At 35.3% G+C, this 17630-nt stretch carries 20 protein-coding genes and 5 tRNA genes; 7 read left to right on the top strand and 18 right to left on the bottom strand.

Going from position 1 to position 17630, the window contains the following annotated elements:
• Nucleotides 1-54 precede the first annotated feature (54 nt).
• From comGG to HMPREF2987_RS08760, 12 genes are all read right to left on the bottom strand, one after another.
• A complete protein-coding gene (gene comGG / locus HMPREF2987_RS08815) occupies nt 55-492 on the bottom strand; it encodes a competence type IV pilus minor pilin ComGG (protein WP_075230218.1) in 438 nt (145 codons plus the stop codon).
• Nucleotides 470-931, bottom strand: coding sequence for a competence type IV pilus minor pilin ComGF (gene comGF, locus HMPREF2987_RS08810; protein ID WP_075230217.1), 462 nt, complete (start codon nt 929-931; stop codon nt 470-472). Before comGF ends, comGG begins: the two co-directional genes overlap by 23 nt.
• Nucleotides 894-1196: a competence type IV pilus minor pilin ComGE gene (gene comGE / locus HMPREF2987_RS08805; protein ID WP_075230216.1), complete on the bottom strand. Its 303-nt coding sequence runs from the start codon at nt 1194-1196 to the stop codon at nt 894-896. Before comGE ends, comGF begins: the two co-directional genes overlap by 38 nt.
• The gene (gene comGD / locus HMPREF2987_RS08800) at nt 1159-1593 is read right to left on the bottom strand and encodes a competence type IV pilus minor pilin ComGD (protein WP_075230215.1); all 435 of its coding nucleotides are present in this window, start codon (nt 1591-1593) and stop codon (nt 1159-1161) included. Before comGD ends, comGE begins: the two co-directional genes overlap by 38 nt.
• Complete coding sequence (comGC, locus tag HMPREF2987_RS08795; RefSeq protein ID WP_075230214.1) at nt 1556-1879, bottom strand: competence type IV pilus major pilin ComGC; 324 nt, start codon at nt 1877-1879, stop codon at nt 1556-1558. The genes comGD and comGC overlap by 38 nt, the downstream gene beginning before the upstream one ends.
• On the bottom strand, nt 1880-2923 hold the full coding sequence (comGB, locus tag HMPREF2987_RS08790; RefSeq protein WP_083312448.1) for a competence type IV pilus assembly protein ComGB: 1044 nt from the start codon (nt 2921-2923) through the stop codon (nt 1880-1882).
• Nucleotides 2847-3785 carry a competence type IV pilus ATPase ComGA gene (comGA, locus tag HMPREF2987_RS08785; protein WP_075230212.1) on the bottom strand — a complete coding sequence of 313 codons (939 nt, stop codon included), beginning with the start codon at nt 3783-3785 and terminating at the stop codon, nt 2847-2849. The genes comGB and comGA overlap by 77 nt, the downstream gene beginning before the upstream one ends.
• A gap of 54 nt (nt 3786-3839) precedes the next feature.
• Complete coding sequence (locus tag HMPREF2987_RS08780; RefSeq protein ID WP_075230211.1) at nt 3840-4217, bottom strand: DUF1033 family protein; 378 nt, start codon at nt 4215-4217, stop codon at nt 3840-3842.
• Between the two features lie 136 nt (nt 4218-4353).
• Nucleotides 4354-5412: a zinc-dependent alcohol dehydrogenase family protein gene (locus HMPREF2987_RS08775; RefSeq protein ID WP_075230210.1), complete on the bottom strand. Its 1059-nt coding sequence runs from the start codon at nt 5410-5412 to the stop codon at nt 4354-4356.
• Between the two features lie 140 nt (nt 5413-5552).
• Nucleotides 5553-6704 carry an N-acetylglucosamine-6-phosphate deacetylase gene (gene nagA / locus HMPREF2987_RS08770; RefSeq protein WP_075230209.1) on the bottom strand — a complete coding sequence of 384 codons (1152 nt, stop codon included), beginning with the start codon at nt 6702-6704 and terminating at the stop codon, nt 5553-5555.
• A 539-nt stretch (nt 6705-7243) separates the two neighbouring features.
• Nucleotides 7244-7867: a hypothetical protein gene (locus tag HMPREF2987_RS08765; protein ID WP_075230208.1), complete on the bottom strand. Its 624-nt coding sequence runs from the start codon at nt 7865-7867 to the stop codon at nt 7244-7246.
• An 84-nt stretch (nt 7868-7951) separates the two neighbouring features.
• Nucleotides 7952-10558, bottom strand: coding sequence for an SEC10/PgrA surface exclusion domain-containing protein (locus HMPREF2987_RS08760; RefSeq protein WP_075230207.1), 2607 nt, complete (start codon nt 10556-10558; stop codon nt 7952-7954).
• Nucleotides 10559-10723: 165 nt separating this feature from the next.
• Here HMPREF2987_RS08760 and HMPREF2987_RS08755 point away from each other — a divergent pair, with 165 nt between their 5' ends.
• Nucleotides 10724-11062 carry a helix-turn-helix domain-containing protein gene (locus HMPREF2987_RS08755; RefSeq protein WP_075230206.1) on the top strand — a complete coding sequence of 113 codons (339 nt, stop codon included), beginning with the start codon at nt 10724-10726 and terminating at the stop codon, nt 11060-11062.
• A gap of 29 nt (nt 11063-11091) precedes the next feature.
• On the opposite strand, the gene HMPREF2987_RS08750 is transcribed toward HMPREF2987_RS08755, so the two are convergent.
• Entirely contained in the window at nt 11092-11676 is a 585-nt protein-coding gene (locus HMPREF2987_RS08750; RefSeq protein ID WP_075230205.1) for a hypothetical protein, read from the bottom strand.
• A 186-nt stretch (nt 11677-11862) separates the two neighbouring features.
• Here HMPREF2987_RS08750 and HMPREF2987_RS08745 point away from each other — a divergent pair, with 186 nt between their 5' ends.
• The 6 genes from HMPREF2987_RS08745 to HMPREF2987_RS08720 all read left to right on the top strand — a co-directional run bounded on the left by HMPREF2987_RS08745 (nt 11863) and on the right by HMPREF2987_RS08720 (nt 17093).
• Entirely contained in the window at nt 11863-12186 is a 324-nt protein-coding gene (locus tag HMPREF2987_RS08745; protein WP_075230204.1) for a hypothetical protein, read from the top strand.
• A 3-nt stretch (nt 12187-12189) separates the two neighbouring features.
• Nucleotides 12190-13356, top strand: coding sequence for a P-loop NTPase family protein (locus HMPREF2987_RS08740; protein ID WP_075230203.1), 1167 nt, complete (start codon nt 12190-12192; stop codon nt 13354-13356).
• The gene (locus HMPREF2987_RS08735) at nt 13353-13937 is read left to right on the top strand and encodes a hypothetical protein (protein ID WP_075230202.1); all 585 of its coding nucleotides are present in this window, start codon (nt 13353-13355) and stop codon (nt 13935-13937) included. Before HMPREF2987_RS08740 ends, HMPREF2987_RS08735 begins: the two co-directional genes overlap by 4 nt.
• 231 nt (nt 13938-14168) lie before the next feature.
• Nucleotides 14169-15497: a Rep family protein gene (locus tag HMPREF2987_RS08730; protein WP_075230250.1), complete on the top strand. Its 1329-nt coding sequence runs from the start codon at nt 14169-14171 to the stop codon at nt 15495-15497.
• Between the two features lie 63 nt (nt 15498-15560).
• Nucleotides 15561-15899, top strand: a complete 339-nt coding sequence (locus tag HMPREF2987_RS08725) for a DUF771 domain-containing protein (protein ID WP_075230201.1) — start codon at nt 15561-15563, stop codon at nt 15897-15899.
• Between the two features lie 51 nt (nt 15900-15950).
• The gene (locus tag HMPREF2987_RS08720; protein ID WP_075230200.1) at nt 15951-17093 is read left to right on the top strand and encodes a tyrosine-type recombinase/integrase; all 1143 of its coding nucleotides are present in this window, start codon (nt 15951-15953) and stop codon (nt 17091-17093) included.
• Nucleotides 17094-17163: 70 nt separating this feature from the next.
• Here the strand turns inward: HMPREF2987_RS08720 and HMPREF2987_RS08715 are convergent.
• From HMPREF2987_RS08715 to HMPREF2987_RS08695, 5 genes are all read right to left on the bottom strand, one after another.
• A tRNA-Leu gene (locus tag HMPREF2987_RS08715) sits at nt 17164-17247 on the bottom strand.
• Nucleotides 17248-17256: 9 nt separating this feature from the next.
• Nucleotides 17257-17328 (bottom strand) — tRNA-Gln (locus HMPREF2987_RS08710).
• Nucleotides 17329-17340: 12 nt separating this feature from the next.
• A tRNA-His gene (locus tag HMPREF2987_RS08705) sits at nt 17341-17413 on the bottom strand.
• A 14-nt stretch (nt 17414-17427) separates the two neighbouring features.
• A tRNA-Trp gene (locus HMPREF2987_RS08700) sits at nt 17428-17498 on the bottom strand.
• 5 nt (nt 17499-17503) lie between these two features.
• Nucleotides 17504-17584 (bottom strand) — tRNA-Tyr (locus tag HMPREF2987_RS08695).
• Nucleotides 17585-17630 lie beyond the last annotated feature (46 nt).

Raw genomic sequence — 17630 nt, 5'->3', positions numbered from 1 at the left:
TGTCCTCCATATGTATCTATTATAGCATGATTTCAGGTAAAAACCTCGTCCAAACTACTCTGTGCCGTTCTTTGACGGTGCTAATTTGGAAGAAATAGCCGTCTCTTTTTTTACCCCTTCTTCTTTTTTCTCCTCATCTCCTTCTTTGGGCTTGTTTTCTGTTTTCTCTGACTTTTGGCCGGTCTTTTTCAAAGGAGAAAAGTGAAATTCAAACTTATTTTTTCCTGTGTCAATAGTCGTTGTGAAGAATTTTTCGTCATTTCGATAAGTTGACTTCCCTACATTAAACGACTGCTGACCACTCTCAGAACTAGCTTTTTCATAGGTCCTCTTAGCCATTGCAAATGCAAGGAGTTTTTCTTTATTGAGGGCATAATCCTGATGATGTGCTACTTGCCGATTTAGATAAAACTGCAACAAAAGACTAAAAATTCCAGCAATAGTGACAGCGTATAGGAGAACTCCTGCTCTAACTTTTTTCTTTTTCAACACGATAGATAAATTCCCTCTCTAGTCCCTTTTCAAACTGAAAGTGAAAGTGCAGCCCCTGCCCTTTTTCTTGAATTCGAGCTGATTTTAGACCGTAGACCATGGGTTGATAACCACGTCCACTAGCATCTGTTTTCCGGAAATCATTTGACTTTGATTTACCCATGGAAATGGGTTTGCCATCTTGTTTCAGATAAATACGATTGTTTTCCACTTTTTGATAATGGGATTGGTTAAGCTCTGTTTCCAGTTGATCCACAAATAAAAGCCACTCTTTTTGCTCACTTCTCTGCTGGTAGCGAACCTCTGAAACCAAGAGTCGGCTCATAGATTGAAAAAGAAGCAGGCTCCCACTAATAACGACTAGGGCTACGAGAGATTCTAAAAGTGTAAAAGCTCTAGCTTTACTTTTCCTCAATCGCCAGTAATTTTTCAGTTCCATGATACACCTCCAAACCTCGCTCATTCGAGACAACGTGAACCGTAAGACCATTGACAGTCAACTGCTTTTGTCCAGTCTGCAAAGCCATACGAGCCACACGCAAAACTTCTTCCTGTTCTATGAGTCTTGCTTCCTGTCGTCTACTTTCTTGAATCTGCCCTAGCAAGAGGGTTGCAATACTGGCAAAAATGGCTAGTGAAATCACTGCTTCCAGTAAAATAACCGCCTTAATTTTTTGCTTCTTGAATACGTTTAATCTTTCCATTTCCTATATTTAGTCGATAGCGAACTACTTCTTTCCTTGTTTGAAATCTGATGCTAACCAGATAGGAACTACCTCCAGCCTTATCAAATGTTATTGACTGATGTGACTGAAGCTGAATCCCTTTAGGAATGGCTAACTTTTGATAACCATTACTAATGCTCCTCTCTTCTAACATTAAATTCATCTTTTGTTGACTAGCCAGACTTCGTTTCTGGGTTTCTCGATAAAGTTCCTCAAACTCCATAAAGAAAATTTGCTCTTCCACCGCCGCAAAAGTGGATTGAACTGAACTTGACAAACCCAAAGCCAAAATGCTGACTATCCCTAAAACCAATAGACTTTCTAGCATGGTAAAAGCCCTAATCCGCAACTGTTTGACTTGTCTTTTGTTTATCATGATACTCTTTGTAAGCTTTTGCTTGCTCAGCAGTGATACGTCCATCTGCCTGTAATTTGCTTAGACTAGCATCTTCATTTTTATCCAGACTATAGAGTTCAGCTTGGCTTTCTACCACCTTGACGACAGCTGCTTTCCCCTTATCATTGACTGCATCCTTTTGCTTAGTAAGATTTGGCACAAACAGTAAGAGTAGGACGCTAATGATAAGCAATACCACCAACATTTCTACCAGTGTAAAAGCTTTTACCTTAGCTTCTTTTAATTTCATCATCATCTTTTTCATCTAAAAATTTACCTCCATATTTTGATACATGGGCAGCAACATGGCTGCGTACAATAAAACGATTAGCAGGGCTACAAAAATAAAAACCAGCGGTTGAACTAGATTCATGGTACGATTGACTCGGGTAAAAAATGCCTCCCAAGTTTTTTCCGCATATATTCCCAATTCGCTTCCCAGTTTGGATTTGACCTCTCCGTATTCAATGATTAAACCCAACTCTCTTCTAAAGAAAGGATAATTTTGCACAACTTTCGAAAATTCCTGCCCATTTTGCAAGGACAGGGATAAATCATGTCCGATTTCCCTAAAAAGAAGATTTCCTTGTTCCTGCATCATCTGGAAAATCTGTGACAACTCTAAACCTTGTCCAATCATATTGCCCCATTCTCGAGCATAATAGGCAGTTAGATAATACTGAACAAACACACCTAGAAAGGGGATTCTAGCTAGAAAAGAAAATACTTGTATCTTCCTAGATTTTCTGTAGAATATCAGTCCTGTTAAAGATACTAGACCTAACGCTAGAACAAGCCCAAGAAAAATCTGTGGCAGGTTGCTAATCACTAAGGTAGCTATGTTGCTACTATCCAGTTGAGGCAAGAGATAATTTCGCAAGCCCAACATAATAAGCAGTAAGAAAGCCAACAAAATGACTGGATAGGTCGCAACTTCAATTAACTTCTTCTTGACCTTAGCAAGATTATCCAAATATTCTTCAATTTTCCCCAAACTCAAATGGAGATTTCCATGAACTTCAGCCAATGAAAGTTGAGTGACAATCGCACTCGAAAAACCTAAATTCCCCATCATTTCCGAGAAAGATTTCCCTTGCGAGAGCCCTAGGCGCATCTGCGATACATATTCCTTTTCCAACAAGAGACTTCTATCTAGAAAGGAAATAATTTCTACCAAGTGAAAACCACTAGAAAACAAATTGTTAAAGAGAGTGATAATTTTCTTCTGCTTACTAGAAGCTAATTTTCTCTGTTTCAGCTTGAAGGGCAGTGATATGTCCTTCTTTAAGAAGCTGGTCAATTTTCCCATTCCACTTATGAGCTTGGTGTTCTTGATAATTTTGGTTTGCAAAATCAATAATTCCTCCTCCCCCGATTAGTCTCTGGTAGCAAACACCTTGTAAAACAACTGCGAGTTCATCCTCACTGACACCGAGTTCTAAAAGACGCTCATAGACACCACGAATACTCTTTGCATGTATGGTCGAAAACACTGTAGCTCCCGTTAAGCTCGCTCTTACAACAGCACGGGCTGTTTCTCTATCCCGAATTTCCCCAATAATCAAAAGATCTGGTCGATGACGAAGGGATAGTTTTATCAAGTTTTCATAGCTCAGTCCAATAGCTTCATTGAGTTGTAATTGCAGCATCTCTTCTTGCTTAATCTCGACTGGGTCCTCAATGGACATGACTTGTTGTCCCTTAAACAGTGACTTGGCTAATTCATGCATCAGGGTTGTTTTACCACTTCCTACAGGTCCTGCAAATAGATAAAGGCCCCGTTGCCTAAAGCTCCTTTCTAGTTCCTTAATATCTTGAAACCAGAAGCGTAACTCTTGCTCTTCATCGTGTAAAAGGCGAATAACTAAACTCTCATGACCACGATAATCTCCTACCGTCGATAAGCGTAGTGAAGAAATCTTGCCATCATGCTGATAATCACAGGAACCAAGCTGACTACGACGTTTTTCGCCAACGTTCATCCCCGCAATAAACTTAAAATGACTAATGACAGCACCCAACTTTTCAAAGTCATAACTATCAACAAATCGCCTCTCGTCTCCAATTCGCATATGTAGCTCATAGATCAGATTTTTAGGAACAAAATAGATGTCTTGAGCTCCTTCTTTTTTGGCCAGTGTAATCAATTCTTGTGCAAGTGCTTGTACCATATCTCCCTCCTTACTGTTATTATTCGAAGAAAATACAAAAAAAGAACAACTTCCTTAAAAAGTTGTCCCTTCTTTTTTGATACGGCAGGTTCTGTGCACCTCAAGCCCTGTTTGTTTTTCATAGCCAGGTCTAAATTTTTCATCTGGAATGACTTGCCCATCCTCCAATAAAGCCAAGGAATGATATTGCTGCAGAAATTCATCACATTCTTCACACCAACGTTGGTCACCTGGATCCCAAAATATGGTCATCAAATCTCCACGACTCTTGTAGAGCGGGATTCTCTCTTCCAAATCAAACCAACAAGATTTATAATACTTCAAGGCGTCATAGTAGTTTTCGAATTGCTTACTCGCAATGACGTCTTCTTCCCAGCCTTCTAAAAACCACCAAGGCTCAAAATCTCCATACATTTCTATAACTCGATACATTTCTTACTTCCTTTGTACCGTATATTATAGCGAATTTTTTAGAATAATGAAAGAAATTTGCTCATTTTCACGAATTATAAAGCTTTTTTCAAAAAAATCCAGCTATTCAAAAAAATAACTGGATTCAAAGATAAGATTAACCTTCTGAAATATCGTTTTCAATAATGACTTTAATCGCATGATGATCAGCAGCCTTACCAAATACTTCATAGGCCTTTTCAATTTCACTTAGTTTGAAGTAATGAGTTACTAATTTTTCTGGTTCAATTTTATGGCTTTCTAAAGCTTTCAAAAGCTGAGGAGTTGTGTTGGTAGAAACCAAACCGGTAGTTACGTTAATGTTACGAATCCATAGAGTATCCAAATCAAACTGAACTGGCTTACCATGCACACCACAGTTTGCTACAGTTCCATCAACTCCAATAATCTTCTGACAGAAGTCAAAAGTTTGTGGGATCCCAACTGCTTCGATAGCTACATCAACCCCTCTACCATCTGTTAAATCGTAGATTTCTTGAATAGCCTTTTCAGCATCTGCACAGTTGATTTTATGAGTAGCACCAAAGGAAACTGCTGTATCCAAACGATGATCATCTAGGTCTACCATGATCAATTTGGCTGGTGAATAGAATTGAGCAGTCAATAGAGCTGCTAAGCCAACTGGACCTGAACCAATGATTGCCACACTACAACCAGGCTCTACTTTCCCTTTTAAGACACCAATTTCATAACCAGTTGGTAAGATATCAGATAACATAACTAAGGCTTCATCAGACAAGTCAGATGGAGTATGATAAAGAGTATTATCAGCATGAGGCACACGAAGATATTCTGCTTGCATACCGTCAATCAAATGTCCAAAAATCCAACCACCTTCGTCTTCACAGTGGGCATAGATTCCCTTTTTACAGTAGTAGCATTTACCACAGGCACAAACACAAGAAATCAAAACCTTATCGCCTTTTTTGAAGTTTGAAACGCCTGCTCCAACTTCCTCTACAATCCCGATTCCTTCATGGCCAAGGATAGTTCCACTCTTACATGCAGGGACATCTCCTTTGATAATATGAAGATCTGTTCCACAAATAGTAGTCTTAACGATACGCACAATAGCATCTGTTGGCTTGCGAATAATTGGTTTGTCAACATCAACAAATGAAGCAAGTCCTGGTTTAACATAAGTATAGGCTTTCATAAAGCTTACCTCCGTTTTTTTATTTGTATTGTTTACATCATAATTGTAAGCCTTTTCATAAATAAAATCAAGTGATATGTGAAGAAATTAACAAATTAAATTTAAAAAAGTAGAAACTAAATTAGTTTCTACTTTAGAGATTATGCTTGATAACGTTTTTCACCATCAAGGTAAGTTGCTACCAATTCCAAATCCTTATCAAGAACGATAAAGTCAGCATCGTAGCCTTCACGAATTTGTCCACAGACATCATCAATGTGAACAGATTTTGCTGGGTTGAGACTGGCCATCATAACTGCTTCATGTGGATTTGCAATGCCCCATTCAACAACATTTTTCAAACCATCTTTAAGTTTGAGAATAGAACCTGCCAAGTTCCCAGTAGATTTGAGACGTGCAGTACCATTTGCAACCACAACTGGGAATTCTCCTAGCATGTAGTCACCATCTTGCAAACCACCCGCTGTCATACAGTCAGTGATAAGAGCAATATTTTCAGTACCTTTTTGTTTAAGTAGGATGTCACAGGCCTTAGGATCAACGTGATGCCCATCGCATATCAATTCAGCATAAGTATGTGGCAATTCATACATAGCACCAACCATACCAAGCTCACGGTGAGTTAACCCACGCATACCATTATAAGCATGAACCCAAACACTTGCACCAGCGTCAACAGCCTTCTTAGCCTGATCAAAAGTTGCATTTGAGTGACCTAAAGCAACAGTAACACCTTCACCAGTAACCGTACGTACAAAGTCCTCAACACCTTCACGTTCAGGTGCAAGGGCAATTTTATTTAGAAGACCATTAGCAGCCTTCTGCCAAGCACGAAATTCATCCATGCGAGGATCTTTCATATATGCAGGATTTTGAGCGCCCTTAAATTCTTCAGTGAAGTAAGGTCCTTCAAAATAAATACCACGAATCTTAGCACCAGATGCTTCTTGATAGCGTGCACCAATGTTCTCAGTAACCGCTAGTAACTGTTCAAATGATGAAGTAAGAGTAGTTGGAAGAAAACTAGTAACACCAGTACTAAGAAGACCTTCACTCATCGTATGAAGTGTACCTTCAATATTGTTATCCATAACATCGACACCACCGAAACCGTGAATGTGAGTATCAACTAGACCCGGTGCAATGCTGTAACCAGAGTAGTCTAAAATTTCAGCATCCTCAGAAATCTCTTCAACGTGCTTACCAAACTTGCCAGCAATAAGTTCCAAATAACCTCCACGACGAATACCATGTGGATAGAAAAATTGATCAGCTTTAATATACTTAGGCATAATGAAATCCTCCTTAAGAAAATATTCTACTATTTATTATGTCAATTACATTATAAACCTTTCAAAAGAATTTGTAAATGGTATAGACCTATTTTTAGTAAAATTTTTTTAAACCTTATTTGAAGAATCATAACAACCCGTCAAACGGATGGTTTGTACCAGGAATATAAGCCTAAATAAAAAGACAAGGTCCTAAAACCTTGTCTTTAATACTATACCGGCGGCCAACAAACTAGTGTTAAAATAAGTTAAAATAAATAACCAAGAAACGATTAAATCAAGATATTATCACACGCTAGTTAGTATTGAAATTGAGGAAATTGACCAGTGGTTGACCAAATAAATTTTAAACTTTTGCTTTAATTTTATAGCCTTGAAATTTAATAATCACAATTTTTTATACATAGTTCGATACCGTGTTCGGCACAATCGGTATAGTCCAATATTCATTCTCAAAAATGGTTTAAATAGCGTAGTCTTTTAAACTATTTTTGTGAATCCAAAAAATCTTCCTATTTATAATAAGAAGATTTTTTTAATTATTCTATAATTGTATAATCTCCACTATCTAACAAGTCTATTACTTTTTGAACAAATTGTGTTGAGAGTAAGTCTGCTATATCAGCTCCATGAGTTTGAAAATTCTCATCTATTTCTTTGATTTCTAATTGAGTATTTTTTTCTGCACTTTCTTCTGTAATTGGGGTATGAAAACTATATTCACCGATTTCATAATATAAAAAATAAAGATGTTTTTTCTCACCTAAGCTGTAATCAAAAAAATCAACTTCCCTATTTCTATCGTAATCATAGTAACTATTTTCCTTAATAATATCATTTATTTTTTCATTATATAGTTTTGTATAATTTTTTTGATAACTATAGACACGTTGTGTTTTCTCCCCTACATACTGTTTATGAATTAATTTTGGTCTGAAGTTTAATAATAAATCTTCTTTCATACTATAGTATTTTTGTTTCTGTTCTTTTGCATTTTCAATATTATTTTCTTTGTATTTGTAGAACCCAGCTTGCTTATAATCTTCTATTTTATCTCGATAGTTTTTTGCTCTTTTATTAACAGAATATATACATTCTGCAATAATTTGATTTGTTATTTCTTTATTCTTAATTAAATCAGTATATTTCTTAGGAGTTCTCATTTTTTAACCCTCACATTATTTCTTTCTTCTAATATATTTTAACAAAAATCTTCCTATTTGTAATAAGAAGATTTTTTCATTATTCTAATTTTTTCTACGTACTGTTACAAGTCCAAATGTTCCAAGAATTGCACCAAATACCAACATCGCAACACTTGAGTTTTCGCCAGTGTTTGGCAATGTTTTTGCACGCTCTACTCTTGAGTAAGTCACTTTTTCGTTTTCTACTAATTTAACAGCAGGCGCTGAGTATGTTTCACGTTTTTCCTTCACAACAACTTTTCCTTGAGCATCCAAAGTCACTTCTTTACCAGTTGCAAGAGCTTTTTGCAATTCGTCAACATTAACTTCAGGAAGCACTTCAGCAGTTGGAGCACCTTTAGGGATAGCGATTACTGTACCGTCAGGAAGTGTTGCAACAACATTTTCTTGAGCTTTCTCTGCAAGGTCAACGAGTTCATCGTAATCTGTTTGCAAGTCAACCAACTTAGCATATTCTGTACGATACGCAGATAACAAGTCTTCAAGAGTAGACTGTGCCGTAGTGAGTTCAGCTTTTGCTGTTTCAAGTTTAGCTTCAGCTTTAGCTTGAGTGTCTTGAGCATTTGCTAGAGCAACAGGTGCGTCCAAATATGCTTGCAATTGTTCAGCCAATTCTTTAGCTTCTTTAACAAGAGCATCTTTTTCAGCAAGAAGTTTAGTAACTTGTTTGTTCAAGCTGTCTAGTTTAGTTTCTTGGTCTTCAAGTTTGGCTGAAGTATTTTCAAGAGCTTGTGACGCAATTGTTTTAACAGTTTTAGCTGATTTAAGTTCGTCTTGAGCTTTTTCAAGAGCAGTTTTCTTGTCAGCTAGACTTGCTGAGAAGTTAGCGACTGCTTCACTTGCTGTAGCTTCACGTTTTTTAGCGTTTTCAAGAGCAATGTTTGCTAAACGTAGGTTGTTTTCAGCAACTTGAGCTTGGAGTGGCGTAGCCATTGCGTCAGCCAAGACTTTTTCAGCTTCAGTTTTCAAGCTGAGTGCGCTTGCGTAATCAGTTGAAGCTGTTGTCAAAGCATTTTTAGCATTTTCTGATGCAGTTTTAGCTTTTTCAAGGTTTGATTCAGCTGTTGCGACAGCTTTTTCAAGAGTTGCGATGTCAGTTTTGTCTTCGATTGGATCTTCTTGGCTACCACTAAATGTGGTTAACATCCAATATTCACCATTGATGTTAGCGATTGTTAGAGCTACTGGTTTATAGGCTTTATTGAATAAGTTACTACTTAGATGTTCCCATTTAGAAGGTTCATCTTCGTATGAAGATAATTCAAATGCTCTAATAACAGCTTGTTTAAGACCATACATTGTTTGTTCGTCACTTCCATTTCCCATAGGCATGAGGTTTTCGATTCCTCCAGGAATGTGACCAGCTGTACGTGGGTCAAGGGCACGTTTTTCGTATTGTTTCGCTTCACGTTTTGAGCGTTCAAGTGTTTCACTTGAAACATATGCTTTTTTATTTTCATTGTAACCAAAATTGTGGTTCAACTGGGTCAACATTTTAGCATAGAATTGGCTGATTTCTACCAATTGGTCATCAGTCAAGTTATTCAAATCAACTGGACGATTTTTATCAGCTTCGCTGATTTTGATAGTGGAAGCACTTGACATTTGAACAGCCATACCGCGCATAACACGTCGAGTTGTTTCGTTATCATTTGCTCCCCACAATTCGTAAGCGTCTTTGTATGTGATATCATTTGATTTTGCACCAATTTTATCACGGAGACTATCAGAGATGTGGAAAGTTGGATTTTGGATATTTACAACATCAACATTTTTGAGTGCATCTTGAGCTTTTGTCAACTCATCTTGAGCTGTTTGCAACTTAGCATCTACTGACTCAGCATGTTGGTTAGCTGTTGCCAATTTTTCTTTAGCCAATTTGACAGCATCATTTTTAGTATTTACATCAGTTTCAGCTGATTTGATAGCTTGGTCGCGGTCTGCATCTGCTTTTGTTGCATTTTTGAATGCAGTTTGTGCGTCAGAGACTGTAGTTTCTGCGTCTTTGACACCTTTTTGAGCTTCTTTCAAGTCCTTCTCAGCATTTGCTAGTCCAGTTCCGTCAAGTGCAGATTCTGCATTTGCCACTGTTTGTTCAGCTGTTTGGACATCTTTTTCAGCTTGTTCAAGATTTTCTTTAGCTGTTGCTACGTCTGATTGCTTTTCAGCAAGAACTGCTGTTTCAGTCTTGATTTGAGCATTTGTAGCTTCAGTTGCTTCTTGGTTAGCAGTTTGTGCTTCAAGGTTTTTAGTTTGAGCATCTTTGACTTCAGCAACTTTGGCAGGTGTTACTTGAGAAGCAATTGCTTCCGCATCTTTGACAGCTTGAGTAGCTGTAGCTACTTCTTTTTCAGTTGAAGCAACAGTAGCTTCTTTTGCTTTTACATCAGCTTTAGCTGTGTCAATCTTAGCTTCAGCATCTTTCACAACAGCTTTCTGAGCGTCAAGAGCAGGTTTCACTGTAGAAGGCGCAGGAACTTCACTCTTTTCAAGTGGTTTCACTTGTGACTTAGTAACAAGAGCTGGTTCATTGACAGCAGTGTCAGAAACAACTGGAGTCGCTTGAGCTTCTTGAGCAAATGCAGTTCCACCAACTGATGCAAGCGCAATAGCTGTTGAAGTTGTTAGGGTTTTCAGTTTCTTCATCATTTTCTCCTTTGATGGCTGATAAAATGAGCTAATTTTTATAGTTTTACTACACTATTTTATCATTATAAAGTGTAATATTCAACACTTATATAGTGTACAAGTGTAATTTGTACTACTTATTATTTATAATTTTTATCTTTAAAATAATAAATGAAGGTAAAAACTATGAATCAAAACAACTTACAAACTTTTATTGCAAAAAGAATTAGATATTTACGACTATCAAAAGGAATTAGCCAAGAAAAACTTTCAGAATTGGCTGGCTTAGGTTCGAAACATATCCATAATATAGAAAATGAAAAATATAATTTTCAAATACAAACGTTAAACAAAATCATTTCGGCTCTTGGAGTAGATGAAAAAACATTTTTTAATTTCGAATTTCCAGAAAAGAGTAAAGAAATTGAAAATATTATCAATCAACTTGAACAAATACCCGAACCACAAAAAACTGAGATAATTGATGCAATATCAACTCTATTAAATAACATAAATAACCGCTAAAAAAATCTTAGCGGTTATTTTTTATTCATTTATTTTCTTTCCTTATAGTATGCAGATTTATTATGAGACGAATAACGCTCCTTCGCCCTGTAATATTCAAAACTAGATTCTCTATCATCATTAACATCAACAATTGTTAAAATATCACTATCATTTTGCCATTGTTCGATATCAATAGGAGTAAAAAATTTTTCAAATAAAGCTGTTAACATAACATCTCGAATCTCCTCTTTTGAAATAGAACCAGCCCATGACCTAAAAACAGCTCTTTCATGCATATCCTTTATCTCATCTTCTGTTACTTCTTCAAAATAGTTTTCACTGTCTATATTGCTTTTATAATCTTTGAACTTATCAAAATCAAATCCGCTCTTCTTAACTAAATATGGTTCACACCGTTTCTCTAATCTATCGAGAATTTCATACTTGAATACCTTTGTTCTGTTTCTACCAAATGTCTTTAACGGAGCTGTTTCCCACTCACCCATAGCTTCCAGTTCTCTTTGAAATTTCGTACGTAAATTTTTTTTAAGATTTTCTGTTTCCTCAATTTGATACTTTTGTATCATGTCATCCATAAAATCAGATAATCGTTTTATTTTTATTTTAAGCATTTTCTTGTCCTCCATAAAATAAAATGTGTATCGTATGCTTTAATTGTACATCGTAAATACCATTTTGTCAAATTTAAAATACACATTTTGTAGATTTTAGAAAAAATTATTGTTAGAATAGACTCATGAAGTTAATGCTCGCGTAGCAAAACTTTAAAAAAATTTTTTATAACGGAGGTACCAGTGATGGTATTTTACAAACATTTTTCTTCCTACTCAATAGCAAACGCTGAAGCTGCTATTGGTAATGAACAAATCATTCTGGTTGGTCTTAAAGCTGAAACACAAGTCAAATTTGAGGATAACAAACCAACCGACGAAGTAACAGGAAAACAAGTTTGGGTCGCAACTGAAACTCATAATCCTTTCAAAATCAAACTCCCTGCAGATTATGATATTGATTTATCTGCTTATAAAATTGGTGATTCTATCGAGTTTGAACATTTAGAAGCAATTGACATGGATCGTAAGATTTATTTTCGTGCAAAAGGTATTAAGAAAGGAAAGTAACATATGGCTTTTTCAATGAATAAAAGCCAAAGTCAAGCCACATCATCAACTTCTGCTGGTGTGGCTGAATTTGGTAAAAACAAATTTGAATTAGAACAATTCATTCTAAGAAATTTGAATAACGCTCTCAATATTAATGATGAATCATCTTATTTAAATTCATTTGATATTAAGGTCGCAAGCAATGATTCTGGCGTTTTTTACATCCCCAATCTCCCTGTCAGTTATTCTTTAAGCAAGAAACTATACTTTGATATTTTTGCAATTCTCGCTGGTATACTTTACCCCTATAAAACTCTTCTCCCCCAAAACAATGCCTACTTCGTCCCTTATGACACTAGAAATCCAAACATGGCTCGGGCTTTCTTCTTCCCATGGTTAGATGGTGTCCCAACTCGTCTAAAGATAAGTAACTTACAAACTTTTATTAAAGAAAAGGTATCAGAAAAATATATTCCTATAATGGAAAACAACGTTGGAATTGACATGACAAAAGTAGTCCACGTTGCCATAAGTGGGGCGAGTGGTCAGGGGAAAACACATTTTGTTCAATATCTCATTTATTGTTTAAAATCTATTACGAATCAAATCATCTGTATTGACCCTAAATTGTCAGATATTTATTTATTAGCTAAAGAGTTAAATTTAGAAGTGTTCTCTCCAACTCAAGGCTCAAACTTGAATAGTTTTATATCAGAATGTAATGCATTACTCGCAAAAGTTATTACTAAACTGTATCAACGTCAAGAGATATTATTAACAGAACCAGATACTAAGTTCGAACGCATTTATATTGTTATTGATGAGCTATTGGCATTAGTGCAGGGGAGTTCAAAACAAGCACGTGAAGCATTTTCTCAATTGTTAGGAACAATTGCTTTACTGGGGAGGCAAACAAATATTAGTCTAATTTTATTAAGTCAACGCTTTGATGCTACGGCTTTTGGAGGTAATACAGCAGTACGTGAACAAATCAACTGTATATTTATTTTAGGTGAAATAAATGCGAACACTTGTCAATTTTTGTTGCCCAACATCAATGTCGATAATATTGTAGTCCCCTCTGGTATCGGCACAGGTATTGTTAAATTTACAGATAGTGACCATCGGACTCATATTATGCCACTATTGACCCCAACATACACGATTAGAAAGGAACAAAGTACATGAAAAATTATTTGAACAAGTATAATGTAATTAATTTTACAATTTTTATTTCATTAATATTCTTTATTTTTGAACGTTTAGCTACATTTCTCATTTTTCAAACACATTTAGAAACATTTTTTAATTTTATTGTTTTTATTTCAGTACTACGTTTAATTTCAATTTTATCATTTTCTTTATTGTTATACATAGTTATTATTGATTTTGGATTTCGAAATGCTGAGTTTGATTATTTCAGAAATAGTATCAAATCATATATCGCTACATACAAGATTAGGCGATTTTGTAGGCAGATAAATGTAGAGCCAAGTTTGGAAGAATCTTCTCGTTACAGCAATTCAAAACAAGAAATTATCAGAAAAGCGAATCGTTCACTGTTGACATTAACTGTTGTTTACTATGAACACAGAGCTGTAGCAAAATGGACTTTTCCAGCCAATTGTGAAAGTTATAATATTATGGAAGAATTATTGGCACAGGCAAAAAGAGAATTAAATCAGTTAGACAGTAATTATTTATTTAATGATTTCATTAGATTAGAAAATAGTAGAACATTCAGCTCAACAGCATTTAGAAAAAAATAATAGTGCGGTGTACTGCTGCTGAAGGCAGGCAGGTACACCAGCACCAAAATATTTAAACAATCCATGTCTAATGAATAAGAATTTTATGTTGTGATGTGTCAAGGAAATATGATGTTTGTTTGGATGTGGATGCACAGTTTTCTCCGTCAGTGCATCCACATCAACAACATATCTAATCAACACAAATCAACACAAACTATTCATTTTGTGTCAAAAACAGAAAGGATTTTTATGAAAATTAATCAAAATGATAGAAAACGAAAATTTTTTGGTCAAATTTCTTTCGAATATGAACATAATGCAAATTCAAAATTAACTGAAAAAGATTTTCGTGAATCAGTTATTCAACGGATTAAAGACTATTGTAAAAATGAAGAAGATAGGTATCATATTATTTTTCACGATAAAGATTTAAAAGATGACGGAAGTTCAAAACCACTACATGCACATTTTTATATTGATTTCAAGCATGCTCATACTTACATATCAGTATTTAAGGCTCTATCAATTTCAAGGGAACAAAATTTAGAATTTGTTCGTAGTTCGATAAAAGCATGCCGATATCTTACACATCGCAAAGAACGTAACATGGAAGAACACAAATTTCCTTACGAAGTTTCGGAAGTCATTTCATCAGAAAATACAAACTATATCTATGATATCATGGGAAAAATCAAAAATCATAGCAAAGAAAAATCTGACAATGGTCTAGAAATAGACGATTATTGTTTAGAATTAAGCTATCTAATCTCAGAAGAAGGCTTACTTACAACTGAAGCAAAACAACAATTATTTGAGCAATTCACTCAACGTATAGCACAAAAAGCGTGGAATTCAAATAAAAGACAATTTGAGGAAAACAGACAAGAATATATTCATAAGGAGTTTATTCGTATGAGCAAGGGCGAACGAAATCACACAGGTATTTATATTCAAGCTGAAGGGGGAACAGGAAAATCATATTTAGCACGCTTACTTGCAGAAGAACGTGATAGATTAGGAGCACATACCCCATCAATAAATAAAAAGCGTTTTGATTTAGGTTCTGGCTACAAAGGGGAAAAAACAATTGTAATCAATGAATTAGATGCAAGTTGTGGCATGACTTTTCGAGAGTTATTTCAGATACTAGAACCAGATTCAGCTACACAGTTAAGTTCACGGTTTAAAGATGCGTATATCATCAATGATTTAACAATTATCACAAATTCAGATAGTTATTGGGATTGGTGTGATTCGTGGTTTGGAAAGAAAAATAAAGAATATCATCAGCTAATGCGAAGAATTAGATTTGTAATTAAAATGATTCACGATGAAAAGAATAAGGTTATCAAAATTGAATTATGGAATTATACAGCAACACGTGATTTAAAAGAAAAAGCAAAACAAGCATTTAAAAAATTAGAGACGTATACACTAAACAGTGTAGAAAATGAAGAAGAATTTCGAAAAATTGCTTCAGATATATTAGAAAGAATTAAGAAAGAAAAAAATATTGATAGTAAAAGAAAAGTTATCACTACAGACTCAACCGACCAAAGTGAGTGCAGTGATAACTAAAACTAGTAGAAATAATCAATACTATTTCTGCTTCTATTTTATCATAGAATAAGGAAAAATTATATGACAGATAAGATTTTAATCAAAATAGACAATTTAGAAGTAAATCTTCCCAACACACATATCATTGTAGAAAAGGAAGAATATCTCAATATGAAGAAGCAAGCTTCAGAAGGGAAATATATGAGCTTATCCGAGGTTTTAGAGATGGTTTCAGTCTCTAGGCCTTGGCTGTTAGAAAATGTTCTCTATAGGTCTGATATTCGCTCAAAAATCGATATTGAGAAGAATAAAGATGGTTTTGTAAAATATCCAGACAGTCAGGGCGGACGGTACTACTTTTTAGCCAGCAAAACGAAACAATTTTTTGAAGAAAACTTTGCAGAAATCTTTAGTTTATGATACGATAATCAAGATAATATCTTGGTTATCGTCTTTTAGAAAGAGGTAATCATGTCAGTTTCATTCAGAAAACGAGGAAAAAAGAATTTATGGGATTATAGAATTTTTGATAAAAATAAAAAGGTAGTTGCTTCAAATTCAGGCTTTAAGACAAAAAGAGAAGCTGAAATTGAAGCGTTAGCTCTTGAGTTAAAATTGCTTAATGGTGCAATAATTGATAAAAATATTACATTTTATGCTCTATGGGAAAAGTGGCTAGAATTAACAGTTAAACCACTTGGAAAAGCGGAATCTACTTTCAATAAGCATCAAATACGTGGTAAATTCATTCAAGCATATTTTAAAGATAAACCAGCCTTAAAAATTAAAGCAAGCGAATATCAAGAATTTATTAATAAGTACGCTGAAACAAATTGTCGTGACAATGTTAGTAGAATGAATGCAGAAATTAGAAATGTTATTGTATTTGCGAAAAGAGATAAACTTAATATTGAAGATTTTACTGAAGGTGTTATTCTTTCAGGACGTCCTCCTAAAAAAAGAAGAGATGAAAAATATATTCATAGCTTTAATGACTATCAAAAACTAGTAACATATTTAGAAAACAATCTTGATTTAACAACTTCAATTGTACCGTATTTACTATTGATTCAACTAAAAACGGGATTACGTGCGGGAGAGGTTGCAGGACTCACATGGGATTGTGTGTTGTGGGAAAGTTCAGAAATCAAGACTTATAGACGATATGATACAGCTAGAAAACGATGGACAAACCCAAAAACAGAAGAATCAATTCGTACAATTCCAATTGACAATGATACTTTAACTATTCTAAAAAAATTAAAACAAGAACAAACTGTATTCATTGAAAACGGCACAATTACAAATAACGAAAATATGCTTTTAGTAGATTTAAATTATAAGATTGTAACAAATGCAGGAATCAATAAGCATCTAAAGCAAATTTTAAAAGATTTGAAAATTTATCCGCAGACTATGACAAGTACAGGTTTGAGACATACATATTGTTCAACAATGTTAGCAATGGGTGTTGATATTTGGGCAGTTTCAAAGTTAATGGGGCATCGAGATATTAAGCAAATAACTGAAACTTACGGTCATCTGATAAAGGAAAAAGCAGAAATTGAGAACAATAAAGTTCGTGCAGTATTAACAAGTTTAGTTAAAAAATAGAATTATTGACCAAAAGTTTACCAAATCAAAAAGAAACGTTGATTTAACAACGTTTCTTAATACTATATTATACCGGCGGCCGGGGTCGAACCGGCACGTCCTTGCGGACACTGGATTTTGAGTCCAGCGCGTCTGCCAATTCCGCCACGCCGGCAAAGTATAACTGGGGTAGCTGGATTCGAACCAACGCATGAGGGAGTCAAAGTCCCTTGCCTTACCGCTTGGCTATACCCCAATAATATAAATAGGCGAGTGAGGGGAATCGAACCCCCGAATGTCAGAGCCACAATCTGATGTGTTAACCACTTCACCACACCCGCCATAATTTAACAAACACGGGCAGTAGGAATTGAACCCACACTGAAGGTTTTGGAGACCTTAGTTCTACCTTTAAACTATGCCCGTTACTATGGAAGGGGAGGGATTCGAACCCCCGAACCCGAAGGAGCGGATTTACAGTCCGCCGCGTTTAGCCTCTTCGCTACCCTTCCTTAATAATATAAATGGCGCGAGACGGAATCGAACCGCCGACACATG

The sequence above is a fragment of the Streptococcus sp. HMSC067H01 genome (assembly GCF_001814775.1).
Classification (GTDB): domain Bacteria; phylum Bacillota; class Bacilli; order Lactobacillales; family Streptococcaceae; genus Streptococcus.
The sequence above is the reverse complement of the archived record's forward strand: the minus strand, read 5'-3'. Positions and strand labels throughout refer to the sequence as shown.

Coding starts and splice junctions, on each gene's coding strand:
- comGF (WP_075230217.1), bottom strand. CDS start 931: ATGGAACTGAAAAATTACTGGCGATTGAGGAAAAGTAAAGCTAGAGCT.
- comGE (WP_075230216.1), bottom strand. CDS start 1,196: ATGGAAAGATTAAACGTATTCAAGAAGCAAAAAATTAAGGCGGTTATT.
- comGD (WP_075230215.1), bottom strand. CDS start 1,593: ATGATAAACAAAAGACAAGTCAAACAGTTGCGGATTAGGGCTTTTACC.
- comGC (WP_075230214.1), bottom strand. CDS start 1,879: ATGAAAAAGATGATGATGAAATTAAAAGAAGCTAAGGTAAAAGCTTTT.
- comGB (WP_083312448.1), bottom strand. CDS start 2,923: ATGGGAAAATTGACCAGCTTCTTAAAGAAGGACATATCACTGCCCTTC.
- comGA (WP_075230212.1), bottom strand. CDS start 3,785: ATGGTACAAGCACTTGCACAAGAATTGATTACACTGGCCAAAAAAGAA.
- HMPREF2987_RS08780 (WP_075230211.1), bottom strand. CDS start 4,217: ATGTATCGAGTTATAGAAATGTATGGAGATTTTGAGCCTTGGTGGTTT.
- HMPREF2987_RS08775 (WP_075230210.1), bottom strand. CDS start 5,412: ATGAAAGCCTATACTTATGTTAAACCAGGACTTGCTTCATTTGTTGAT.
- nagA (WP_075230209.1), bottom strand. CDS start 6,704: ATGCCTAAGTATATTAAAGCTGATCAATTTTTCTATCCACATGGTATT.
- HMPREF2987_RS08765 (WP_075230208.1), bottom strand. CDS start 7,867: ATGAGAACTCCTAAGAAATATACTGATTTAATTAAGAATAAAGAAATA.
- HMPREF2987_RS08760 (WP_075230207.1), bottom strand. CDS start 10,558: ATGATGAAGAAACTGAAAACCCTAACAACTTCAACAGCTATTGCGCTT.
- HMPREF2987_RS08755 (WP_075230206.1), top strand. CDS start 10,724: ATGAATCAAAACAACTTACAAACTTTTATTGCAAAAAGAATTAGATAT.
- HMPREF2987_RS08750 (WP_075230205.1), bottom strand. CDS start 11,676: ATGCTTAAAATAAAAATAAAACGATTATCTGATTTTATGGATGACATG.
- HMPREF2987_RS08745 (WP_075230204.1), top strand. CDS start 11,863: ATGGTATTTTACAAACATTTTTCTTCCTACTCAATAGCAAACGCTGAA.
- HMPREF2987_RS08740 (WP_075230203.1), top strand. CDS start 12,190: ATGGCTTTTTCAATGAATAAAAGCCAAAGTCAAGCCACATCATCAACT.
- HMPREF2987_RS08735 (WP_075230202.1), top strand. CDS start 13,353: ATGAAAAATTATTTGAACAAGTATAATGTAATTAATTTTACAATTTTT.
- HMPREF2987_RS08730 (WP_075230250.1), top strand. CDS start 14,169: ATGAAAATTAATCAAAATGATAGAAAACGAAAATTTTTTGGTCAAATT.
- HMPREF2987_RS08725 (WP_075230201.1), top strand. CDS start 15,561: ATGACAGATAAGATTTTAATCAAAATAGACAATTTAGAAGTAAATCTT.
- HMPREF2987_RS08720 (WP_075230200.1), top strand. CDS start 15,951: ATGTCAGTTTCATTCAGAAAACGAGGAAAAAAGAATTTATGGGATTAT.